18 protein-coding genes are annotated in these 15,224 nt (G+C 60.4%); 10 read left to right on the forward strand and 8 right to left on the reverse strand.

Annotation, left to right across the window (positions count from 1 at the left end; all coding sequences use genetic code 11):
• Positions 1 to 38: 38 nt before the first annotated feature.
• Positions 39 to 1,436 carry an RsmB/NOP family class I SAM-dependent RNA methyltransferase gene (locus JJ917_14270; GenBank protein ID MBO6699988.1) on the reverse strand — a complete coding sequence of 466 codons (1,398 nt, stop codon included), beginning with the start codon at positions 1,434 to 1,436 and terminating at the stop codon, positions 39 to 41.
• A complete protein-coding gene (gene htpX / locus JJ917_14275) occupies positions 1,433 to 2,353 on the reverse strand; it encodes a zinc metalloprotease HtpX (protein MBO6699989.1) in 921 nt (306 codons plus the stop codon). The genes JJ917_14270 and htpX overlap by 4 nt, the downstream gene beginning before the upstream one ends.
• 130 nt (positions 2,354 to 2,483) lie before the next feature.
• Here htpX and JJ917_14280 point away from each other — a divergent pair, with 130 nt between their 5' ends.
• A complete protein-coding gene (locus JJ917_14280) occupies positions 2,484 to 2,678 on the forward strand; it encodes a DUF1674 domain-containing protein (GenBank protein MBO6699990.1) in 195 nt (64 codons plus the stop codon).
• A 12-nt stretch (positions 2,679 to 2,690) separates the two neighbouring features.
• On the opposite strand, the gene JJ917_14285 is transcribed toward JJ917_14280, so the two are convergent.
• Both JJ917_14285 and JJ917_14290 read right to left on the reverse strand, forming a co-directional pair.
• Positions 2,691 to 3,020, reverse strand: a complete 330-nt coding sequence (locus JJ917_14285) for a TraR/DksA family transcriptional regulator (protein MBO6699991.1) — start codon at positions 3,018 to 3,020, stop codon at positions 2,691 to 2,693.
• 77 nt (positions 3,021 to 3,097) lie between these two features.
• Positions 3,098 to 3,712 carry a sigma-70 family RNA polymerase sigma factor gene (locus JJ917_14290; protein ID MBO6699992.1) on the reverse strand — a complete coding sequence of 205 codons (615 nt, stop codon included), beginning with the start codon at positions 3,710 to 3,712 and terminating at the stop codon, positions 3,098 to 3,100.
• A 443-nt stretch (positions 3,713 to 4,155) separates the two neighbouring features.
• On the opposite strand from JJ917_14290, the gene JJ917_14295 reads away from it, so the two are divergent.
• The 3 genes from JJ917_14295 to JJ917_14305 all read left to right on the forward strand — a co-directional run bounded on the left by JJ917_14295 (position 4,156) and on the right by JJ917_14305 (position 6,625).
• A complete protein-coding gene (locus JJ917_14295; protein MBO6699993.1) occupies positions 4,156 to 4,698 on the forward strand; it encodes a hypothetical protein in 543 nt (180 codons plus the stop codon).
• Positions 4,699 to 4,812: 114 nt separating this feature from the next.
• Positions 4,813 to 6,120: a 23S rRNA (adenine(2503)-C(2))-methyltransferase RlmN gene (gene rlmN / locus JJ917_14300; protein ID MBO6699994.1), complete on the forward strand. Its 1,308-nt coding sequence runs from the start codon at positions 4,813 to 4,815 to the stop codon at positions 6,118 to 6,120.
• On the forward strand, positions 6,113 to 6,625 hold the full coding sequence (locus JJ917_14305) for a hypothetical protein (protein MBO6699995.1): 513 nt from the start codon (positions 6,113 to 6,115) through the stop codon (positions 6,623 to 6,625). Before rlmN ends, JJ917_14305 begins: the two co-directional genes overlap by 8 nt.
• On the opposite strand, the gene JJ917_14310 is transcribed toward JJ917_14305, so the two are convergent.
• Both JJ917_14310 and JJ917_14315 read right to left on the reverse strand, forming a co-directional pair.
• Positions 6,597 to 7,238 carry a LysE family translocator gene (locus JJ917_14310; protein MBO6699996.1) on the reverse strand — a complete coding sequence of 214 codons (642 nt, stop codon included), beginning with the start codon at positions 7,236 to 7,238 and terminating at the stop codon, positions 6,597 to 6,599. The genes JJ917_14305 and JJ917_14310 overlap by 29 nt on opposite strands.
• Positions 7,239 to 7,286: 48 nt before the next feature.
• Positions 7,287 to 8,765 (reverse strand): glycosyltransferase family 39 protein, encoded by a 1,479-nt coding sequence (locus JJ917_14315; protein ID MBO6699997.1) that lies wholly within the window; start codon positions 8,763 to 8,765, stop codon positions 7,287 to 7,289.
• Here JJ917_14315 and JJ917_14320 point away from each other — a divergent pair.
• From JJ917_14320 to JJ917_14335, 4 genes are all read left to right on the forward strand, one after another.
• Positions 8,734 to 9,297, forward strand: a complete 564-nt coding sequence (locus tag JJ917_14320) for a GNAT family N-acetyltransferase (protein ID MBO6699998.1) — start codon at positions 8,734 to 8,736, stop codon at positions 9,295 to 9,297. The two genes, JJ917_14315 and JJ917_14320, sit on opposite strands and share 32 nt — an antisense overlap.
• A gap of 34 nt (positions 9,298 to 9,331) precedes the next feature.
• The gene (locus JJ917_14325) at positions 9,332 to 9,778 is read left to right on the forward strand and encodes a DUF4149 domain-containing protein (GenBank protein ID MBO6699999.1); all 447 of its coding nucleotides are present in this window, start codon (positions 9,332 to 9,334) and stop codon (positions 9,776 to 9,778) included.
• A 90-nt stretch (positions 9,779 to 9,868) separates the two neighbouring features.
• Positions 9,869 to 11,098: an argininosuccinate synthase gene (locus tag JJ917_14330; GenBank protein ID MBO6700000.1), complete on the forward strand. Its 1,230-nt coding sequence runs from the start codon at positions 9,869 to 9,871 to the stop codon at positions 11,096 to 11,098.
• 6 nt (positions 11,099 to 11,104) lie between these two features.
• On the forward strand, positions 11,105 to 11,728 hold the full coding sequence (locus JJ917_14335) for a YitT family protein (GenBank protein MBO6700001.1): 624 nt from the start codon (positions 11,105 to 11,107) through the stop codon (positions 11,726 to 11,728).
• A gap of 14 nt (positions 11,729 to 11,742) precedes the next feature.
• Here JJ917_14335 and JJ917_14340 read toward each other — a convergent pair whose 3' ends face one another.
• Positions 11,743 to 13,773 (reverse strand): M23 family metallopeptidase, encoded by a 2,031-nt coding sequence (locus JJ917_14340; protein ID MBO6700002.1) that lies wholly within the window; start codon positions 13,771 to 13,773, stop codon positions 11,743 to 11,745.
• 179 nt (positions 13,774 to 13,952) lie between these two features.
• On the opposite strand from JJ917_14340, the gene JJ917_14345 reads away from it, so the two are divergent.
• Together JJ917_14345 and JJ917_14350 are read left to right on the forward strand one after the other, a co-directional pair.
• Entirely contained in the window at positions 13,953 to 14,312 is a 360-nt protein-coding gene (locus JJ917_14345; GenBank protein MBO6700003.1) for a hypothetical protein, read from the forward strand.
• A gap of 42 nt (positions 14,313 to 14,354) precedes the next feature.
• Positions 14,355 to 14,732: a DUF1428 domain-containing protein gene (locus JJ917_14350; protein ID MBO6700004.1), complete on the forward strand. Its 378-nt coding sequence runs from the start codon at positions 14,355 to 14,357 to the stop codon at positions 14,730 to 14,732.
• On the opposite strand, the gene JJ917_14355 is transcribed toward JJ917_14350, so the two are convergent.
• A complete protein-coding gene (locus JJ917_14355; GenBank protein ID MBO6700005.1) occupies positions 14,729 to 15,208 on the reverse strand; it encodes a DUF2867 domain-containing protein in 480 nt (159 codons plus the stop codon). The genes JJ917_14350 and JJ917_14355 overlap by 4 nt on opposite strands.
• Positions 15,209 to 15,224 lie beyond the last annotated feature (16 nt).

Genomic DNA, 15,224 nt, shown 5'->3' on the forward strand with positions numbered 1-15,224 from the left:
CCGCCCGACTTGCCTTTACGTCGGTTTGGCAGACTGGATCAATGCGGGGCGCGCAAACAGGCGGCAAAAAACCCGTCCATGCCATTGGCCGAACCATCGGCGTTGGCCGCCATGTGCGGCAAGGTGCGAAGCGTTTCGTCTCGTTGTACCGAGTCAGGCGGTGCGAGGTTCGGATCGACCGGCACGAGTGCCCAGCCCTCATGGTTGCGCAAGAACCGTTTGATTTGCGCTTCGCCCTCTTCTGGTTCGAGCGAGCAAGTGGCAAAAACCAGAACACCGCCCGGCGTTACCAGAGTGGCGGCATGGGTGAGCAAGTCCGCTTGCAGCTTGGCCAAGGCGCGCACGTCGCCTTCCTGTCGCAGATACCCGATATCGGGGTTGCGGCGCAGAGTCCCGGTGGCAGAACACGGCGCATCGAGCAGCACCGCGTCGAATGGCTTGTTCGCGGTGTACGCCAAAGCGTCCGCCACCTGCGTGTCAGCAGTCAGTTGCAGGCGGGTCATATTGGAGGCGAGCCGTTTCATCCGCGGGGCTGATTGATCGACACTGGTGACCTTGCATCCTGCGCTCGCCAGCTGCGCAGTCTTGCCGCCTGGCGCTGCACACAGGTCGAGAACCCTGGCTTCGCCCGGTTTGGCCAGCGTTTCGAGCAGGATGCGCGCGGGTAGCGTGGCGGCAATATCCTGAACCCACCAAACGCCATCGTAATAGCCGGGCAGGCGCTCAATGCCACCGGGTTTGGTGAGGCGGATCGACCGGTCATTAAGGGCGACCGGGTCATGGTCTGCGAATGCCTCAAGCCATTTGTTGATATCGGCATCGGGCTTAAGCGTCAGATCAATCGCTGGTTGGTAGCGCATGGCGCCGGCGATCCTCTGAACGGTCTCTGTTCCATAGGTTCGCGTCCACCGCTCGGTGAGCCAGACCGGTAGATCGGAGGCCGGGGTACCCGCGAGAAGCGTATCTTTTTCGCGCACCATGCGCCGACCGACAGCGTTGATGAGGCCTTTCAGCTTGCGCGCGTCTTTGCGGCGGGCGGCATCCTCCACCGCCAACGTGACGGCGGCATGATCGGCCATGTCGAGCACCAGCAATTGTGCCGCCATAACCCGCAAGATTGCCATGGCCTTGGCCGCGCTGGCGTGCAGCGGTTTGTCCAGGCAGGCATTGATCGCGTGGTCGAGCGTCGGCAAGCGCCGCAAGGTGGTGAGCACCAGGGCCTGGGTCAGTGCGCGGTCAGCGGCGGCGTGGTCGTCTGCGCTGAGTTTTCCCTGAAACGCACCGTCGAGCGCCTCGCCCTCGACCAGAACGCCAAAAACCAGATCCGCCGCACGTTGCCGCGCGGCCAGTCCTGGTATCGGCTTTTTGTTTTCAGCCGGTGGTGGCTGGCGACGTTTGGCTTTGTTGGCGGCCTGGCGCGCGTTTTGCGCGCTCAACCCCAAGGGCCTTTGGTGTCGCGAAACGTAGCGCCGCCGGATCGGTTCTGTTCGCCACCCAACGAGAAAGGATCATCACCCCAGCTCATGCCGAGCTCGTTGAGTTTGGCGATACGCTGTTCCATGGGCGGGTGTGTCGCGAACAGGCCAGCGAAGCGCGAGCCAGAAAGCGGGTTGGCGATGAACAAATGCGCCGTGGCGGGGTTGCGTTCAGCGCTTTCGATCCGGCCACGCTGAGAAAGTTGGCCAATGCGCGCCAGGGCCGAGGCAAGCCAATCCGGCCGTCCGCAGATTTCAGCGGCCAGTTTGTCGGCGGCAAATTCGCGGGTTCGTGAAATCGCCATTTGCACCATCATGGCCGCCATCGGGGCGACGATCATAGCTGCCAACACGCCGACAATGCCGAGCGGGTTGTTGCGGTTGTTGCCGAAGAACAGCGCGAAATTGCCCAGCATGGAGATTGCACCGGCCAGCGTGGCGGTGATTGTCATGGTCAAGGTGTCGCGGTTCTTCACATGCGCTAGCTCGTGCGCCATCACGCCGACGACCTCTTCTTGGGTCAGCGTTTCAAGCAGCCCCGTGGTCGCGGCGACTGCAGCATTTTCAGGATTGCGGCCCGTGGCAAACGCGTTCGGCTGCGGTGTGTTGATCACGTACACCTTGGGCATCGGCAAGTTGGCATGCTCGGCGAGTTGGCGCACCATGGCCACAAGCTGCGGGGCGGAGCGATCATCCACCTCCTGCGCGTTGTGCATGCGCAGCACCATTTTGTCGGCGTTCCAATAGCTGAACAGGTTCATGCCGGCTGCAATGACGAAGGCGATCGCCATGCCGCTTGTGCCGCCGATGAGAAAGCCGACCCCCATGAAAAGGGCGGTGAGGCCGGCGAGAAGGATACCAGTGCGCATAACGCTCATTGAAAGGCTGTCCGTCATGATTGATGGGTCTGTCTTCCCATTTATGGGGTGCGACACAGCCACTCACAAGGTTTGACCTGCCAGAGGTGCAGCCCTAAACCCAGTCCTATCCGCGTTGGAGAGCTGATTGATGAGCGATCAAAAGGACGAAAAGGCCAAGCGCCGCAAGGCTGCTGCGGCGCGCGCCAAAGCCGAGGCCGAGGCGCGCCGCGCTCAGATCACCAAGAAGGCTGAAGAAGCGCCCAAGGAAATCGATGGTCGCGGTGGGCTTGACCCAGTCCGTTATGACGATTGGGAGATCAAAGGCCTGACGTCAGACTTCTGAGAGTTTGAGGTATCAGTGCTTGCCGGCCCCAGCACAGGTTCGGCATAGCGGCGTATGGGGCACTGCTTCAAGGCGTTCGGCCGAAATCTCCTCGCCGCAGGATACGCAGGTGCCATAGGTCCCTTCATCCAGCCGCTTCAGCGCGGCTTCGATCATGCGCACTTCCATCAGGCCAACGGAGCCCAGCTCTTCGAGCATTTCGTCGCCCTCGCGGTCGCTGGCCGCTTCCTCAAAGTCGGCGGGCTTGGCTTCGTCCAGATCATGTTCGATGTCGACCAGGCGATGATCAAGCTCCGCCAAGCGGGATTTCAGGCGTTTACGGGCGTCGTCGAATGCGATCATCAGGGTTCCTCAAGGCAATTGGGTTTCTGCAGCGTGCCCGATTAACAAGCCGTTTGCTTTGCGTTTGATCATGGGCCCTAGCTGCTGGGCGCGTCGACTTGATCATCGTCCTCAAGCAGACGGCGCAGGCGGCCGAAGGCGAGGCGAATACGCGATTTGACCGTGCCCAGCGGCAAGCCGGTTTCTTCGGCGATTTGGCTATGAGAAAGCTCGGTGAAAAAGGCGAGTTCCACCAATTGCAACTGCTGCTCTGGCAGTTCGGCGAGCGCTTGGCGGATGCGTTTTTGCCGTTTTTCTTCGTCCAGTGTTTCGTTGGGATCAGGAAGATTTTCGTCCTCAATCACCATCGTCTCAGTATCGACATTGATGGTGCGCTTGCGCCGCAGCACATCGATGCGGCGATTGCGGGCGATGCGAAAAAGCCAGGTTGCCGCCGAGCTTTTTGACCGATCGAACAATGCCGCCTTGCGCCAGACCGTGACCATCACGTCTTGGGCGACCTCTTCGGCCATCGCATCGTCAGCCCCTAGCCGCATCAAATAGGCTTTTACGCGCGGTCCGAAATGGTTGAACAAGTCGGCGAACGCAGCGCGATCCTGCCGCTGCGCCACCGCTTCGAGCCACGCCGCATGGCGTTGCGCGTCGGCCTTTGCGGCTTCAGATCGGGTGTCAGGCTGCGAGGAACGCGGCATTCAAAGGTCCGTTTGGTGTTGTCTGGATTTCGGATCGGCAGAGGGGATGGTGAAGATAGGACTTTTGAACGCTTTGTCCTTAGGTCGAACGCCTAACACTACCTCTAGGAACATCCCAAATCTGATTGATTTGTTCTGGCAGGTAAACAGCTGGCTTCTCCCTCGGCATTTTGACGCACTTACTGGGCGGGCGGCGACACAAGTGCTTGGTCACACTCTTGCCCCACTCGCCGCTAGGGATGCGCTCGGGCGGTAGCCCGGAGAAGTGCGGCGGCGCGTGCGGCAGTCCTTAACCGGCATTTAACGACCTTTGACGCAATATCATGGTGAATTGGACCTTGTGGACCAGCTTCGCCTTTGATGGTGTGCCTTAGGCATGTGTTAACCGTCAGGAGCCATCCCGAACTGGCCCAGAACTGACAAGCGACCGAGCGAGTTTCCCGATGTCTGTTTTTCCGCTTTCTTTCTCCCCCGCACGCCGTGCCTTGATGGCTGTCGCGCTTGCCTTTGGCATGATGGTCCCAGGCGTTGTTTTGGCGCAGGAGCCGACCTTTGTTGAGCAGTCCCGCGATTGGGACGTCTTCACCACAACGATTGAGGGTTCGCAGGCGTGTTTCATCGTCTCCAAACCACGCTCCTATGACCCGATGCCTGAAAGCCGCCACGGCGATGTGTTCTTTTATTTGACCCGTCGTCCGGCGGCGAGCGTCACGGCTGAGCCGTTGATCCTGGTTGGCTATTCCTTTGCTGAAGGTTCGCAGGTCACCACGACCGTTGGATCGTCGAGCTTCACCTTCCTCACTCAGGGACCGCGAGCGTTTCTCAACAACCCTGCCGAGGGGCCGAACCTGCTGGCTGCCATGCGCGCGGGCAGTGATATGCGCGTGTCGGGAACATCCTCGCGTGGCACCAACGTGACCTATGTGTTTTCGCTGTCTGGCGTGACCGCTGGCACCAACCGCACAGCGGCCGACTGTCCATCCTAACGGCCTATCCCATGCCGAATCGAAGCCGTCGTCCGGTTTGCCGGGCGGCGGTTTTTGCGTTATGGACGCGGTCTTCTGCCCCCGCGCCCCCTGACCGCATGAAAGCTGCCCGCTATGGCCGCCACTCTTGACCTTGCCCGCCAGAATCCCAATGCGCCGATGATCGACGCGGTGGCCGAATTCGTGCCGCCCAAGCCCCAGCTTGTCGGGCTCGACCGGGCCGATCTTCTGACGACGCTGGAATCGCTTGATGTGCCGGAGAAGCAGCGGCGCATGCGGGCGCGTCAGCTGTGGAACTGGCTCTATGTCCGCGGTGTCCATGACTATGATGCCATGACCAACATCGCCAAGGATGTGCGGCAGGCATTGGCCGATACCCATTCGATTGCCAGGCCGCAGATCGTCGCCGAACAGATCAGCGATGATGGCACGGCGAAATGGCTGATGCGGTTCCCCGCGCGTGATGCCACCGAGCAGCCGGTGGATGTGGAAACGGTCTACATCCCCGAAAGCGATCGCGGCACCTTGTGTGTGTCGAGCCAGGTCGGCTGCACACTGACCTGCACCTTTTGCCACACGGGTACGCAGAAACTGGTGCGCAACCTGACCGCTGACGAGGTCTTGGCGCAGATTTTGGTGGCTCGCGACCGTCTCGGTGACTGGCCCGATCAGGAAACCCCAGCCGGTATGACCGCGCCGCGCGATGGCGGGCGGGCGATTTCCAATGTCGTGATGATGGGCATGGGCGAGCCGCTCTACAATTTCGACAATGTGAAGAAGGCCCTTTTGATCGCCTCGGACGGTGAGGGCATTTCGCTGTCCAAGCGTCGCATCACACTGTCAACGTCCGGTGTTGTTCCGGAGATTACCCGCTGCGGTGACGAGATCGGCGTAATGCTGGCAATCAGCTTGCACGCGGTGCGCGATGAGTTGCGCAACGAGCTGGTTCCGCTGAACAAAAAGTACCCGATCGCCGAGTTGCTCGAAGCTTGCAGGACCTATCCTGGTGTTTCCAATGCTAAACGCATCACGTTTGAGTACGTCATGCTGAAGGGCGTTAACGACAGTTTGGCCGATGCCAAAGAGCTGGTGCGATTGCTGAAAGGCATTCCGGCGAAGATCAATCTCATTCCGTTCAACCCTTGGCCGGGCACGCGTTATGAATGCTCCAACTGGGATCAGATCGAGCGCTTTGCCGATGTTGTGAACCGAGCAGGCTACGCCTCGCCGGTGCGTACCCCGCGGGGCCGGGATATTCTGGCGGCCTGCGGCCAGCTGAAATCAGAATCCGAACGCATTCCAGCTTGGAAAAAACGAGCCATGAGCGCAGCCCTGGCTGGTGAGGCGCCGGATCCGCATGACGCGGCGCACCTCGATGCTGAGCGTTTGGCAGCGCAGCAGGCTATTGCCGAAAATGGCTGATCAGCCGCCAGCCTTGCCGTCGGGCACGGTTGAAGGACGGGTATCCTTCACGCTTGTTTTCTTGCGGTCTTTGCTGTGTCTGTTTGCTTTTTTGGTCGCCGTCCTCGCCGCCGGATTGGTGGGCACCTTCGCGCTCTATCGCGGACTTGAAGGCGATGAGGCTTATGAAGCGTTTTACTGGGGCACGGCAATCTTGGCCGTCTTCGCCATAGCCCACACAGCCTTCCTGCCCTCAGTGATTGTTGTCCTTGCCACCGAGGTTTTTCGTCTTCGCAGCATGGTGATCTTCGGCGTGGCAGGTGGTCTCGTCGGGCTCTATAGCGCGACCTTTGCGCTTGGTTCGCAGGTCTATCTTGCCGATCGCCGGGTTCTGATCGCCGCTGCCGTCGGGATTGTCGGTGGATTTGTCTACTGGCTGATCGCCGGACGCACCGCCGGGGCCTATCGCGAGCGCCGCTATTCTATCCCAGCTTCGGTCAACGCGCCTGGGTCGCCAGAAGCTTAAGGGCAAAGCCGCCCATCACACCTGCAAACAGCCAATCGAAGATGCGTGTTGCACGTTTCGAGCGCCGCAGAAAGCCTGAGATGCGTTCGGCGCCCAAGATCATCGGGATGACCATTGGGATCGCGATCACTAAAAAGAACAGCCCCAAAAACATCAGCTTGCCGGATGCGTGGGGATCGGTCGGCGACACGAATTGCGGCAGGAATGTCACGAAGAACAAGATGATCTTCGGGTTGAGCAGATTGATCGTCAGGCCCTTCATATAGGCTTTTCGCAGCGAGTTGGACTTCGGTGGTCCGTCGCCGGTCAGCCCCGAACCATGACGCAGCACCTCATAGGCAAGATAAGCCAGATAGGCCGCGCCGACCCATTTGAGCACCTCAAAGGCCTGCGGCGAAGCGGCGATGAGCGCCGACAATCCGATGGCGGCGGCCAGCGAGTGAACGACGATCCCACTCGATGCGCCGGCCATGGACGCAAACCCGGCGCGACGTCCATTGGCCACCGTCTGGCCAAGGAACAATGTCATGTCAGGGCCAGGCGTTAGGGTGAGCGCGATGGCGGCGAGCGAAAACGCCGCAAGGGTTGCCAATGATGGGATGAACTCAAGCATGTTTGGCCTTTACCGCAGGGCGTTCCCTAGAGCCACCCGGAAACAAACCTACTCGTCCGGTCCTTCGGCTAGGAACAAATAGCTGTTGGAGCGGAAGGGTGCGGCGCCATCGTCGGCCTCGACAACGCCGACCAACCGCGCGCCGCGCACTGGGCTTATGTTGCCGGGCGAAATGATAACCGCCCGTTCGCCGACCGATGGTCCGCTCCACGGCGCGGTGAACTCAAAATGGTTGCGCGCCGGGCTGCCTTGATGGCGGAAGGCGCGCAGCGGTTCCTCGCGGTCGCGCAGATAGTAGGAAAACCCTGCCGCATAGCGCCGGCCGACCGTGATGATCGTGTCGGCTTCCAAGCGGTCAAGCCGTTTGCTGAGTTCGTCTGCATGTTCCGCCCAGCCGAACATATCCTCAAGATTGGTCCGCGCGATCACCGGATGATCGGGACGCACGGTCAGCGCCGCGAGGGCGCCGGCAAGCATGATCCCAGCCAGGGCAAAGCAAATGATCAAGTTCCAGCGCACCCATTGCCAGCGTGCGCGATCCATCAGGATAGCCGTGGTGACGATGATGAGAGCCGGATAGGCGGTGGCGGCCCAGTTGTAATTGGCGCTCGATTGAAAGGCTTGCAGGCTCAACAGCACGAGAATGGGGAGTGAGAAGAAGAGCAGCAATCGGTCAGCGGACGGCGTGTCGCTGCGCCTGCGTTTGGCGAGCATATAAAACAACGCTGCGAAGAGGATCGGCCCGGCGACCGCAAACTGGCTACCGAAAAACTCCAAAAAGCTCGCTGGATCGAAGGTAAGCCCGCCGCCTGATATGTTCTCACCGGTGTGGCTGAAGGTGATGAACTCATGCTGGATGTTCCAGATGAGGTTGGGCAAGAAGCCAAGCATGCCCACTACGATGCCAAGCCAAAGGTCACCGCGTTTGAGCAAGTGGCGCGCATCTCGGGTGAAGGCGAGATAGGCCAACGCGCAGAGCGGAAAATAGATCATCGCGTATTTGGCATTGAGCCCGATGGCGATGGCGACGCCAAAACCAGCAGCCAACATGGCGCTCGGCGTTCGGGTGTAGTGCACGAAGGCCCAAAGCCCGGCTACCCAACAGACGAGCAGCGGAACGTCTGTGGAGATCAAAAGAGAGGAGGCCGAAACGGCGATGGCGAAAAGATAGCCGAGCGCGGCAAAGAAGGCTGTGCGTGGGGCGTAGAGCGTGGCGGCGAGGCCAAACACCAGCATGGTTGTCACGCCATGGAACAGCGGCGCGGCGGAGCGGATGCAGCCTTCGGTGTCGCCGCAGATGGCCGTGGTCGCCGCGATCAGCCAGCCGATCAGCGGCGGTTTGGAAAAGTAGCCAAGAGCCGGATCCTGCGCCCAATACCAATACTGCGCCTCGTCGTAGAAGAGATCGAGCGGCGTCAGGAGCAGCACGACAAAGCGCACCACGACGACGGCAACAACGATGGCTGCCAGGCGCTGGGCATAGTGCGCTTTGGTCATGTCGGCAGGTGAGGTGGTGGGTGTTGCCATTGCGGCGAGGGACGTCCTATGTGGCTTTGGCCCGCCGGGAGCGGGCGTTCATCCAGAGCAAGTTGTTGTGACCGCATCAAGCCCGACGCGCCAGCCTTTTTCCATCCGACCTTTGGTTCCGGACGATCACGAGGCGTGGCTGCCGCTCTGGCAGGGCTATCTGACCTTCTATAGGGCGACCCTTGATCCGGCGGTGACGGAGGTCACGTGGCAGCGGTTTCACGATGCTGGCGAGCCAGTGTATGCGCTTGGTGCGTTTGAGGGTGAGGCGCTGATCGGCATCGTCCATTGCGTGAAGCATCGCGCGACCTGGACCGATGGCTGGTACCTTTATCTAGAAGACCTCTTCACTTTACCCGAAGCGCGGGGACGTGGTGCCGGTCGGGCGTTGATCGAAGCGGTCTATGAATTGGCCGATGATCTGGGTGCTGCACGGGTCTATTGGCACACCCATGAGACGAACGCGGCTGGCCGCGCGCTCTACGACAGAGTGGGGCACAATGCCGGGTTCCTCCAATATCGCAGGCCGTGATAGGCAGGCCCCAAACCGTTAGAAGGACACATTGATGGACGCTGCGTTCGCCGCCCACCTTGCGCTTTATTCGGCGCTTTTCTTCACCGCGCTCACCGCCGGTGCGATGGTGCTGTTTGCCGCTGCCGTTGCTCCGCTGGTGCACAAGGTGCTGGATAAAGAGCGCGCCCGCACGCTGACCCGTGCGATCTTTCCGGTCTACTATCTGGTCTTGGCCATCATGGCCGGTCTGGCAGCCATCGCCGGGTTCCTGGTCAATGTTGCCGCCGGCTTAGTGCTGGCGGTGATCGCCGGCGGTTTTCTCTTCGCCCGTCAGGTGATGACGCCGCGGATCAACGCTCTCAACGACGAGGTCGCGCGCGGGTCTACGATCCAGGCGGGACCGGCAAAAATGCTGCATGCCTGGTCGGTACGGATGAACATGTTGCAGCTCTTCGTGCTTCTGGTCGTGTTCTGGTTTTTCGCGCTGAGCGCAGGATAGGCAGCGCGCCCATTTTCCACGCTTGCAAGCACGCGGCGCGCGCGCTTAAACGCAAGCCTCTCATTGATTTCTCGTATTGGAGTGCATGTCATGGCCCACAAGGGTGACGTCAACAAAGTCGTGCTTGCCTATTCCGGCGGCCTCGACACCTCGATCATCCTGAAATGGCTGCAGACCGAGTATGACGCCGAGGTGGTCACCTTCACCGCCGATCTTGGCCAGGGCGAAGAGCTGGAGCCGGCGCGCAAAAAGGCCGAGATGCTGGGCATCAAGGAAATCTACATTGATGATCTGCGCGAAGAGTTTGTGCGCGATTTCGTGTTTCCGATGTTCCGCGCCAACGCAGTCTATGAGGGCGTCTATCTGCTCGGCACCTCCATCGCCCGGCCGTTGATCTCCAAACGGCTTGTCGAAATTGCCCGCGAAACCGGCGCTGATGCAGTGGCGCATGGTGCGACCGGCAAGGGCAATGATCAGATCCGGTTCGAACTCAATGCCTATGCGCTCGACCCCGACATTAAAGTGATCGCGCCATGGCGTGAGTGGGATTTCAAATCCCGTGAAGCTCTTCTCGATTTTGCCGAGAAGCATCAGATCCCCGTGCCGAAGGATAAGCGCGGCGAAGCGCCGTTCTCAGTCGACGCGAACCTTTTGCACTCCTCCTCGGAAGGCAAAGTGCTGGAAGATCCGAACGTGGATGCACCGGAATATGTCCATATGCGCACCGTTTCGCCGATGGATGCGCCGGATGTACCAACCAAAATCACGATTGGCTTTGAAAAAGGCGATGCGGTTTCAATCAATGGCGAGCGCCTGTCGCCGGCAACGCTTTTGGCGCGGCTCAACGACCTCGGTCGCGACAATGGCATTGGACGCCTGGATCTTGTGGAGAACCGCTTTGTCGGCATGAAGTCCCGCGGCGTCTATGAAACGCCAGGCGGTACGATCCTGCTTGAAGCGCACCGGGCGATGGAGTCGATCACACTGGATCGTGGCGCCGCGCATCTGAAAGACGAGCTCATGCCGCGTTATGCGGAACTGATCTATTACGGTTTCTGGTTCTCACCGGAGCGCGAAATGCTGCAGGCGGCCATTGATCACAGTCAGGCCCATGTGGAAGGCGAGGTCTCGCTGACGCTTTACAAAGGCAATGTGATCGTCACGGGTCGCGCGTCCGACAAGTCGCTCTATTCTGAAGAGCTTGTGACGTTCGAAGACGATCAGGGCGCCTACGATCAGACTGACGCGCAAGGCTTCATCAAGCTGAATGCTCTTCGATTGCGAACGCTGGCCGCTCGCACCAAAAAATTCGGCGGGTAGCACCTCATGCCAAGTCCTGTTCCCGTCGCGCAATCCACCATCAAGCACACGCCGCTGGAGGATGCGCAGGGGCTGGCGACCGGCGTTGTCATGTGCACGATGGGTCTGGTTATCCTGACCCATTTGGGTTTGATCACAGGCCAAACGGCGGGCCTGGCGGTGGTTATTTCCTATCTCACCGGCGGCTCGTTCGGGCTGATCTTCTTTCTGATCAACATCCCGTTCTACCTTTTTGCCATCAAGGCGATGGGGTGGGAGTTCACGCTCAAATCGATGGCCTGTGTGGCGGCGCTATCGCTGGGCACCGAGTTGGTGCCGCTGGGCTTTGCCATTGAGCGGCTCGACCCAACACTGGGTGCAATCATGTTCGGTGTCGTGACCGGGATTGGGCTGCTCGCCATCTTCCGCCACAAAAGCTCACTCGGCGGGTTGGGCGTGGTGGCGATTTGGATTCAAGACAAGTTCGGCATTCGCGCCGGCTACATTCAGCTCGGCTTTGACGCCGTGCTGTTCGCGGTGGCGGCGTTCCTGTTCCCGCTTTCGGTGGTGATGTTTTCGCTGCTTGGTGCCGTGGTGCTCAACGGTCTCATCGCCTTCAACCACCGGCGCGACTGGTACATTCCGCGCTAGCGGGTGCCAGAGCGTCAGTTGACCGTTGATGCCACGCGGATGGTGGCGCCGCGATCACGCTCCATCAATTCGTCGATCCGATTGCGCTCACGCTCAAAATCGACCAGGCGCTGGCCGGACAGCGTTTCTTCGCGCGCGACGCGAATGCCCATCGGGTCCACATTGCGGCCATTCACCAGCACCTCATAGTGAAGGTGTGGACCGGTGGAAAGGCCGGTTGAGCCGACATAACCGATCACCTGACCCTGGCGAACTTCAACGCCCGGCGCGATACCGTCGGCGAAGCGTGTCTGGTGGGAATAGGTCGTTACATACCCATTGGCGTGCTCGATACGAACCCAGCGCCCGAAGCCGGAATTCCAGCGCGCATCAGTGACCGTTCCATTGCCGGCGGCGATGATGGGCGTGCCGCGCGGAGCCGACCAATCAACGCCGTTGTGCATACGGTTGTAGCCGAGGATCGGGTGGCGACGCATGCCGAAGGCGGAGCGAAAGCGGCCGTTGGGAACGGGGTTGCGGATGAGGAATTTGTTGGCCGAGACACCTTCTTCATCGAAGTAGAGCAGGGAGCCGTCTTCGGCGGTGAACCGGTAGAATTTATGCGTAGTCGAGCCGGTGGTGATGGAGGCAAACACGACATCGCCAGAAGCGTCGCCATCGCCGTCAAGCTCGTAAAGAACTTCCATCGTGTCGCTCGGTTGGACGACGCGCTGATAGTCCAAATCATAGGCGAAGATCTGGATTAGCTCGTTGGCAACATCCATCGGGATTTCGTTGGCGAGCGCCGTCTCGTAAATTGAGGAATAAAGGCGGGCTGAGCCCTGCGCTTCCTGCTCAACCGCCGCGAAGGCGTTGAGATCGACGATGCGCGGCTCTTCATCGACCTGATAGCGCCCGTTCTCGGTCAGCGCGATGGTCAGAAGATGCGAGCGTTGATCGTAGAGGCTGACGCGGATGGGATCGGATGTCTCGCCGGTCTCATCGGCCGGTGCCATGGCGATGCGCAGGCGGTGGCCTTCGCGCATCTGCGTGGTGTTGAGGAAGGTCTCAAAGGCGGATTCAACCGGTGCGACTGAGCCTTCGCGCGCGCCGTTGGCAAGAAGAACTGAGCCAAGCGTGTCGCCGTCGCGCAACGCGACAATCACTTCATCCAAACCGTCAGATTGGTCCACCGGCTGGTCTTCAACCTTGCCGATGACAGAGAAGTTTTCCGGAATCACGCGAACGGTGGCGAAGCTTTCCAGGGCATTGAGGGCTGCCTGCGCATCGGCTTCGGCGGCGTTGAGCGAGGCGAAGGCCGTTGACGCGCGGGTTGGATCAGCAAAGGCGAGCGCGGACTGTGCGCCGAAATCCAGGGAGGGTGAGAAGCCTGCGGCGACAGCCTGCGGTGCGCTCTCGCCAATCGTGAAGCGTGCGATGTCGGCAACTTCGAAGGCCACCTGCTCGGGCGCCGGAACGGCGTTCTGATCGAGCGCGGCATAATCGTAGGGGAAGGCCGTCTCACGCACCGCGATCTCGCCTTCGACGTCGGCGTCGTAAATCAGCGAGGCCGCGTCGGCGCTGATGATGTCGTTGTTGCCGGCAAAAAGGTTCAGCGGGTTGAACGGTGGGCGCTCGGCACTGATCTCGGTTGATTCAAGCGCCAGCGTCGCGATCACGCGCGCGAACGGCTGCAGACGCACCACATCCATATCGCCCTCGCGGTGGATGGTGGACACGTCGATCAGCTGGCGGTTGGCAATCGGTTCGGCGATCCGGGTCAGGCGGTCGCCCTTGGCAATGCGACCATCTTCATCGACCAGGCTTGCCAGCAGTTCGGTCTGGGCAACGTTGGGCGGCACGGCGACCTGTTGGCGACCATCGACGGCGGCATAAAGCGCGCCAATCATCAGGCCGGTTGAGGCAAGACCGGTGACGACCGTGCTGAAAAGCCATTTGAAGCTGACGCCGCGATGCTCGACGCCCGAAGGCTTTTGCGGCTCAAGATTGAGCGCAGGGTCTTTGCCGACCTTGATCCGTCTGAGGGAACGCCGAAGTGGTGCCATCCGTGGGGTGTATCGCGCCAAGTACGTGCCGGTAAAGCACAATTATCAATCCCAAGCACAAGGCGCTGACAGCCAAATGTGGTGCGAATATGAAACCGCCTCACTAGGCTGTGTGCTCGCTGGCTTGAACCTGGTTTGTCGATTGCCCGAATCGCGCGTTGCATGGCAATACAAACAGCATGGTGTTCTTCAAAGCGCGAAGTTCGGCACGTGACAAAACCAGCGATCAAGCGCGGGTGGCGGCGCTGGTTCGGCAGATCAACGAGGTGCGCACCGGCGTGATGAAGGAGCGCCGCGGGCTGGAACGGCGCTACGCCGACTTCGTTGGCCAGGCCTCGCAGCTTGTCGATACCGGCTATGAAGGCGAGCGCGACGAGGGCGCCGAACAGCAACTGACGAAAGTGGAAAGCGATGCGCTCTACGCCCGCCAGCGGATGGCCGAGCTGGATCGCCACCTAGAGTCGCTTGATGCGCTGACCGAGCGCGTGAAGGTTATGTTCGATCCCATCGACGAGATCGAGCGTCTGCGCAAGCGATAGCGTCACCGTCGTGATAGGATGGCCTTCGAAAAGGAGGTCATCATGTCTTATGTCGATGGATTTGTTTTCACCGTTCCCACCGCGCGCAAGGATGATTTTCGCGCTCAGGCGCGAGCTCTTGCCGATGTTTTCCGGGAGTACGGGGCTCTCTCGGTTTGCGAGTGCTGGGGCGTCGATGTGCCCGACGGGGAGATCACCAGTTTTCCGATGGCCGTGAAGAAAGCTGCGGATGAGACGGTGGTGTTTTCCTGGATCGTCTGGCCGGACAAAGCCACCCGTGACAAAGGCAATGCGGATGTCTTTGAAGACCCCCGTATGGAGCAGCAGTTCACCGCTCTGCCCTTAGATGGCAAGCGCATGATCATGGGTGGGTTTGAGCCGATCGTCGCCGTTGGTTCCGCTGGCCCGACAGCTGCCTAGCGGATGCTTCGCAGCATGGCCCGGGCGATCAATTTGTGAAACGGAATGATCACCGCCAGATAGCCTGCGCCCAATGCGTTGTTGCGCTTGACCAGCGTTGACAGGCTCACCTGCTGACCTTGGTCATCAGCGTGAAGATCAACCGCCACACGGAAGTTGAGGTGCCGGTCATCCTCGCCAAGCAGGATGCGGTCTGGTGACTTGGCGATCACAGGGAAGAAGCCGACGCATTCCACGTCCGGCGCCGCCATCATGGCCTTGCCGGTTTTCAAGCCCAAAGGGCTGACGACCCTGTCACGCATATCCATAAGCCCGCTTGCCCAGGCGGGCAGCGAGTTCATGATGGTGCGGGCCGCATGTTCGGCGTCATCAAAATGGCGATTGGTGCGCATCTCAAACGTGTCGCCCCAGTCGGCTTCCGGGAAGGCCGGATGGGGCAAAGCGAGTGCGATTTCATGAACGGTGCCGGAAAGCATCGCTGGTTCCTTGCCC

The organism is Hyphomicrobiales bacterium (genome assembly GCA_017642935.1).
Lineage (GTDB): Bacteria > Pseudomonadota > Alphaproteobacteria > Rhizobiales > MH13 > MH13.

What these genes read in the sequence shown, in the direction of transcription:
- htpX (MBO6699989.1), bottom strand. Translation starts at nt 2,353, where the DNA reads ATGAGCGTTATGCGCACTGGTATCCTTCTCGCCGGCCTCACCGCCCTT.
- JJ917_14280 (MBO6699990.1), top strand. Translation starts at nt 2,484, where the DNA reads ATGAGCGATCAAAAGGACGAAAAGGCCAAGCGCCGCAAGGCTGCTGCG.
- JJ917_14285 (MBO6699991.1), bottom strand. Translation starts at nt 3,020, where the DNA reads ATGATCGCATTCGACGACGCCCGTAAACGCCTGAAATCCCGCTTGGCG.
- JJ917_14290 (MBO6699992.1), bottom strand. Translation starts at nt 3,712, where the DNA reads ATGCCGCGTTCCTCGCAGCCTGACACCCGATCTGAAGCCGCAAAGGCC.
- JJ917_14295 (MBO6699993.1), top strand. Translation starts at nt 4,156, where the DNA reads ATGTCTGTTTTTCCGCTTTCTTTCTCCCCCGCACGCCGTGCCTTGATG.
- rlmN (MBO6699994.1), top strand. Translation starts at nt 4,813, where the DNA reads ATGGCCGCCACTCTTGACCTTGCCCGCCAGAATCCCAATGCGCCGATG.
- JJ917_14305 (MBO6699995.1), top strand. Translation starts at nt 6,113, where the DNA reads ATGGCTGATCAGCCGCCAGCCTTGCCGTCGGGCACGGTTGAAGGACGG.
- JJ917_14310 (MBO6699996.1), bottom strand. Translation starts at nt 7,238, where the DNA reads ATGCTTGAGTTCATCCCATCATTGGCAACCCTTGCGGCGTTTTCGCTC.
- JJ917_14320 (MBO6699998.1), top strand. Translation starts at nt 8,734, where the DNA reads ATGTCGGCAGGTGAGGTGGTGGGTGTTGCCATTGCGGCGAGGGACGTC.
- JJ917_14315 (MBO6699997.1), bottom strand. Translation starts at nt 8,765, where the DNA reads ATGGCAACACCCACCACCTCACCTGCCGACATGACCAAAGCGCACTAT.
- JJ917_14325 (MBO6699999.1), top strand. Translation starts at nt 9,332, where the DNA reads ATGGACGCTGCGTTCGCCGCCCACCTTGCGCTTTATTCGGCGCTTTTC.
- JJ917_14330 (MBO6700000.1), top strand. Translation starts at nt 9,869, where the DNA reads ATGGCCCACAAGGGTGACGTCAACAAAGTCGTGCTTGCCTATTCCGGC.
- JJ917_14335 (MBO6700001.1), top strand. Translation starts at nt 11,105, where the DNA reads ATGCCAAGTCCTGTTCCCGTCGCGCAATCCACCATCAAGCACACGCCG.
- JJ917_14340 (MBO6700002.1), bottom strand. Translation starts at nt 13,773, where the DNA reads ATGGCACCACTTCGGCGTTCCCTCAGACGGATCAAGGTCGGCAAAGAC.
- JJ917_14345 (MBO6700003.1), top strand. Translation starts at nt 13,953, where the DNA reads ATGGTGTTCTTCAAAGCGCGAAGTTCGGCACGTGACAAAACCAGCGAT.
- JJ917_14350 (MBO6700004.1), top strand. Translation starts at nt 14,355, where the DNA reads ATGTCTTATGTCGATGGATTTGTTTTCACCGTTCCCACCGCGCGCAAG.
- JJ917_14355 (MBO6700005.1), bottom strand. Translation starts at nt 15,208, where the DNA reads ATGCTTTCCGGCACCGTTCATGAAATCGCACTCGCTTTGCCCCATCCG.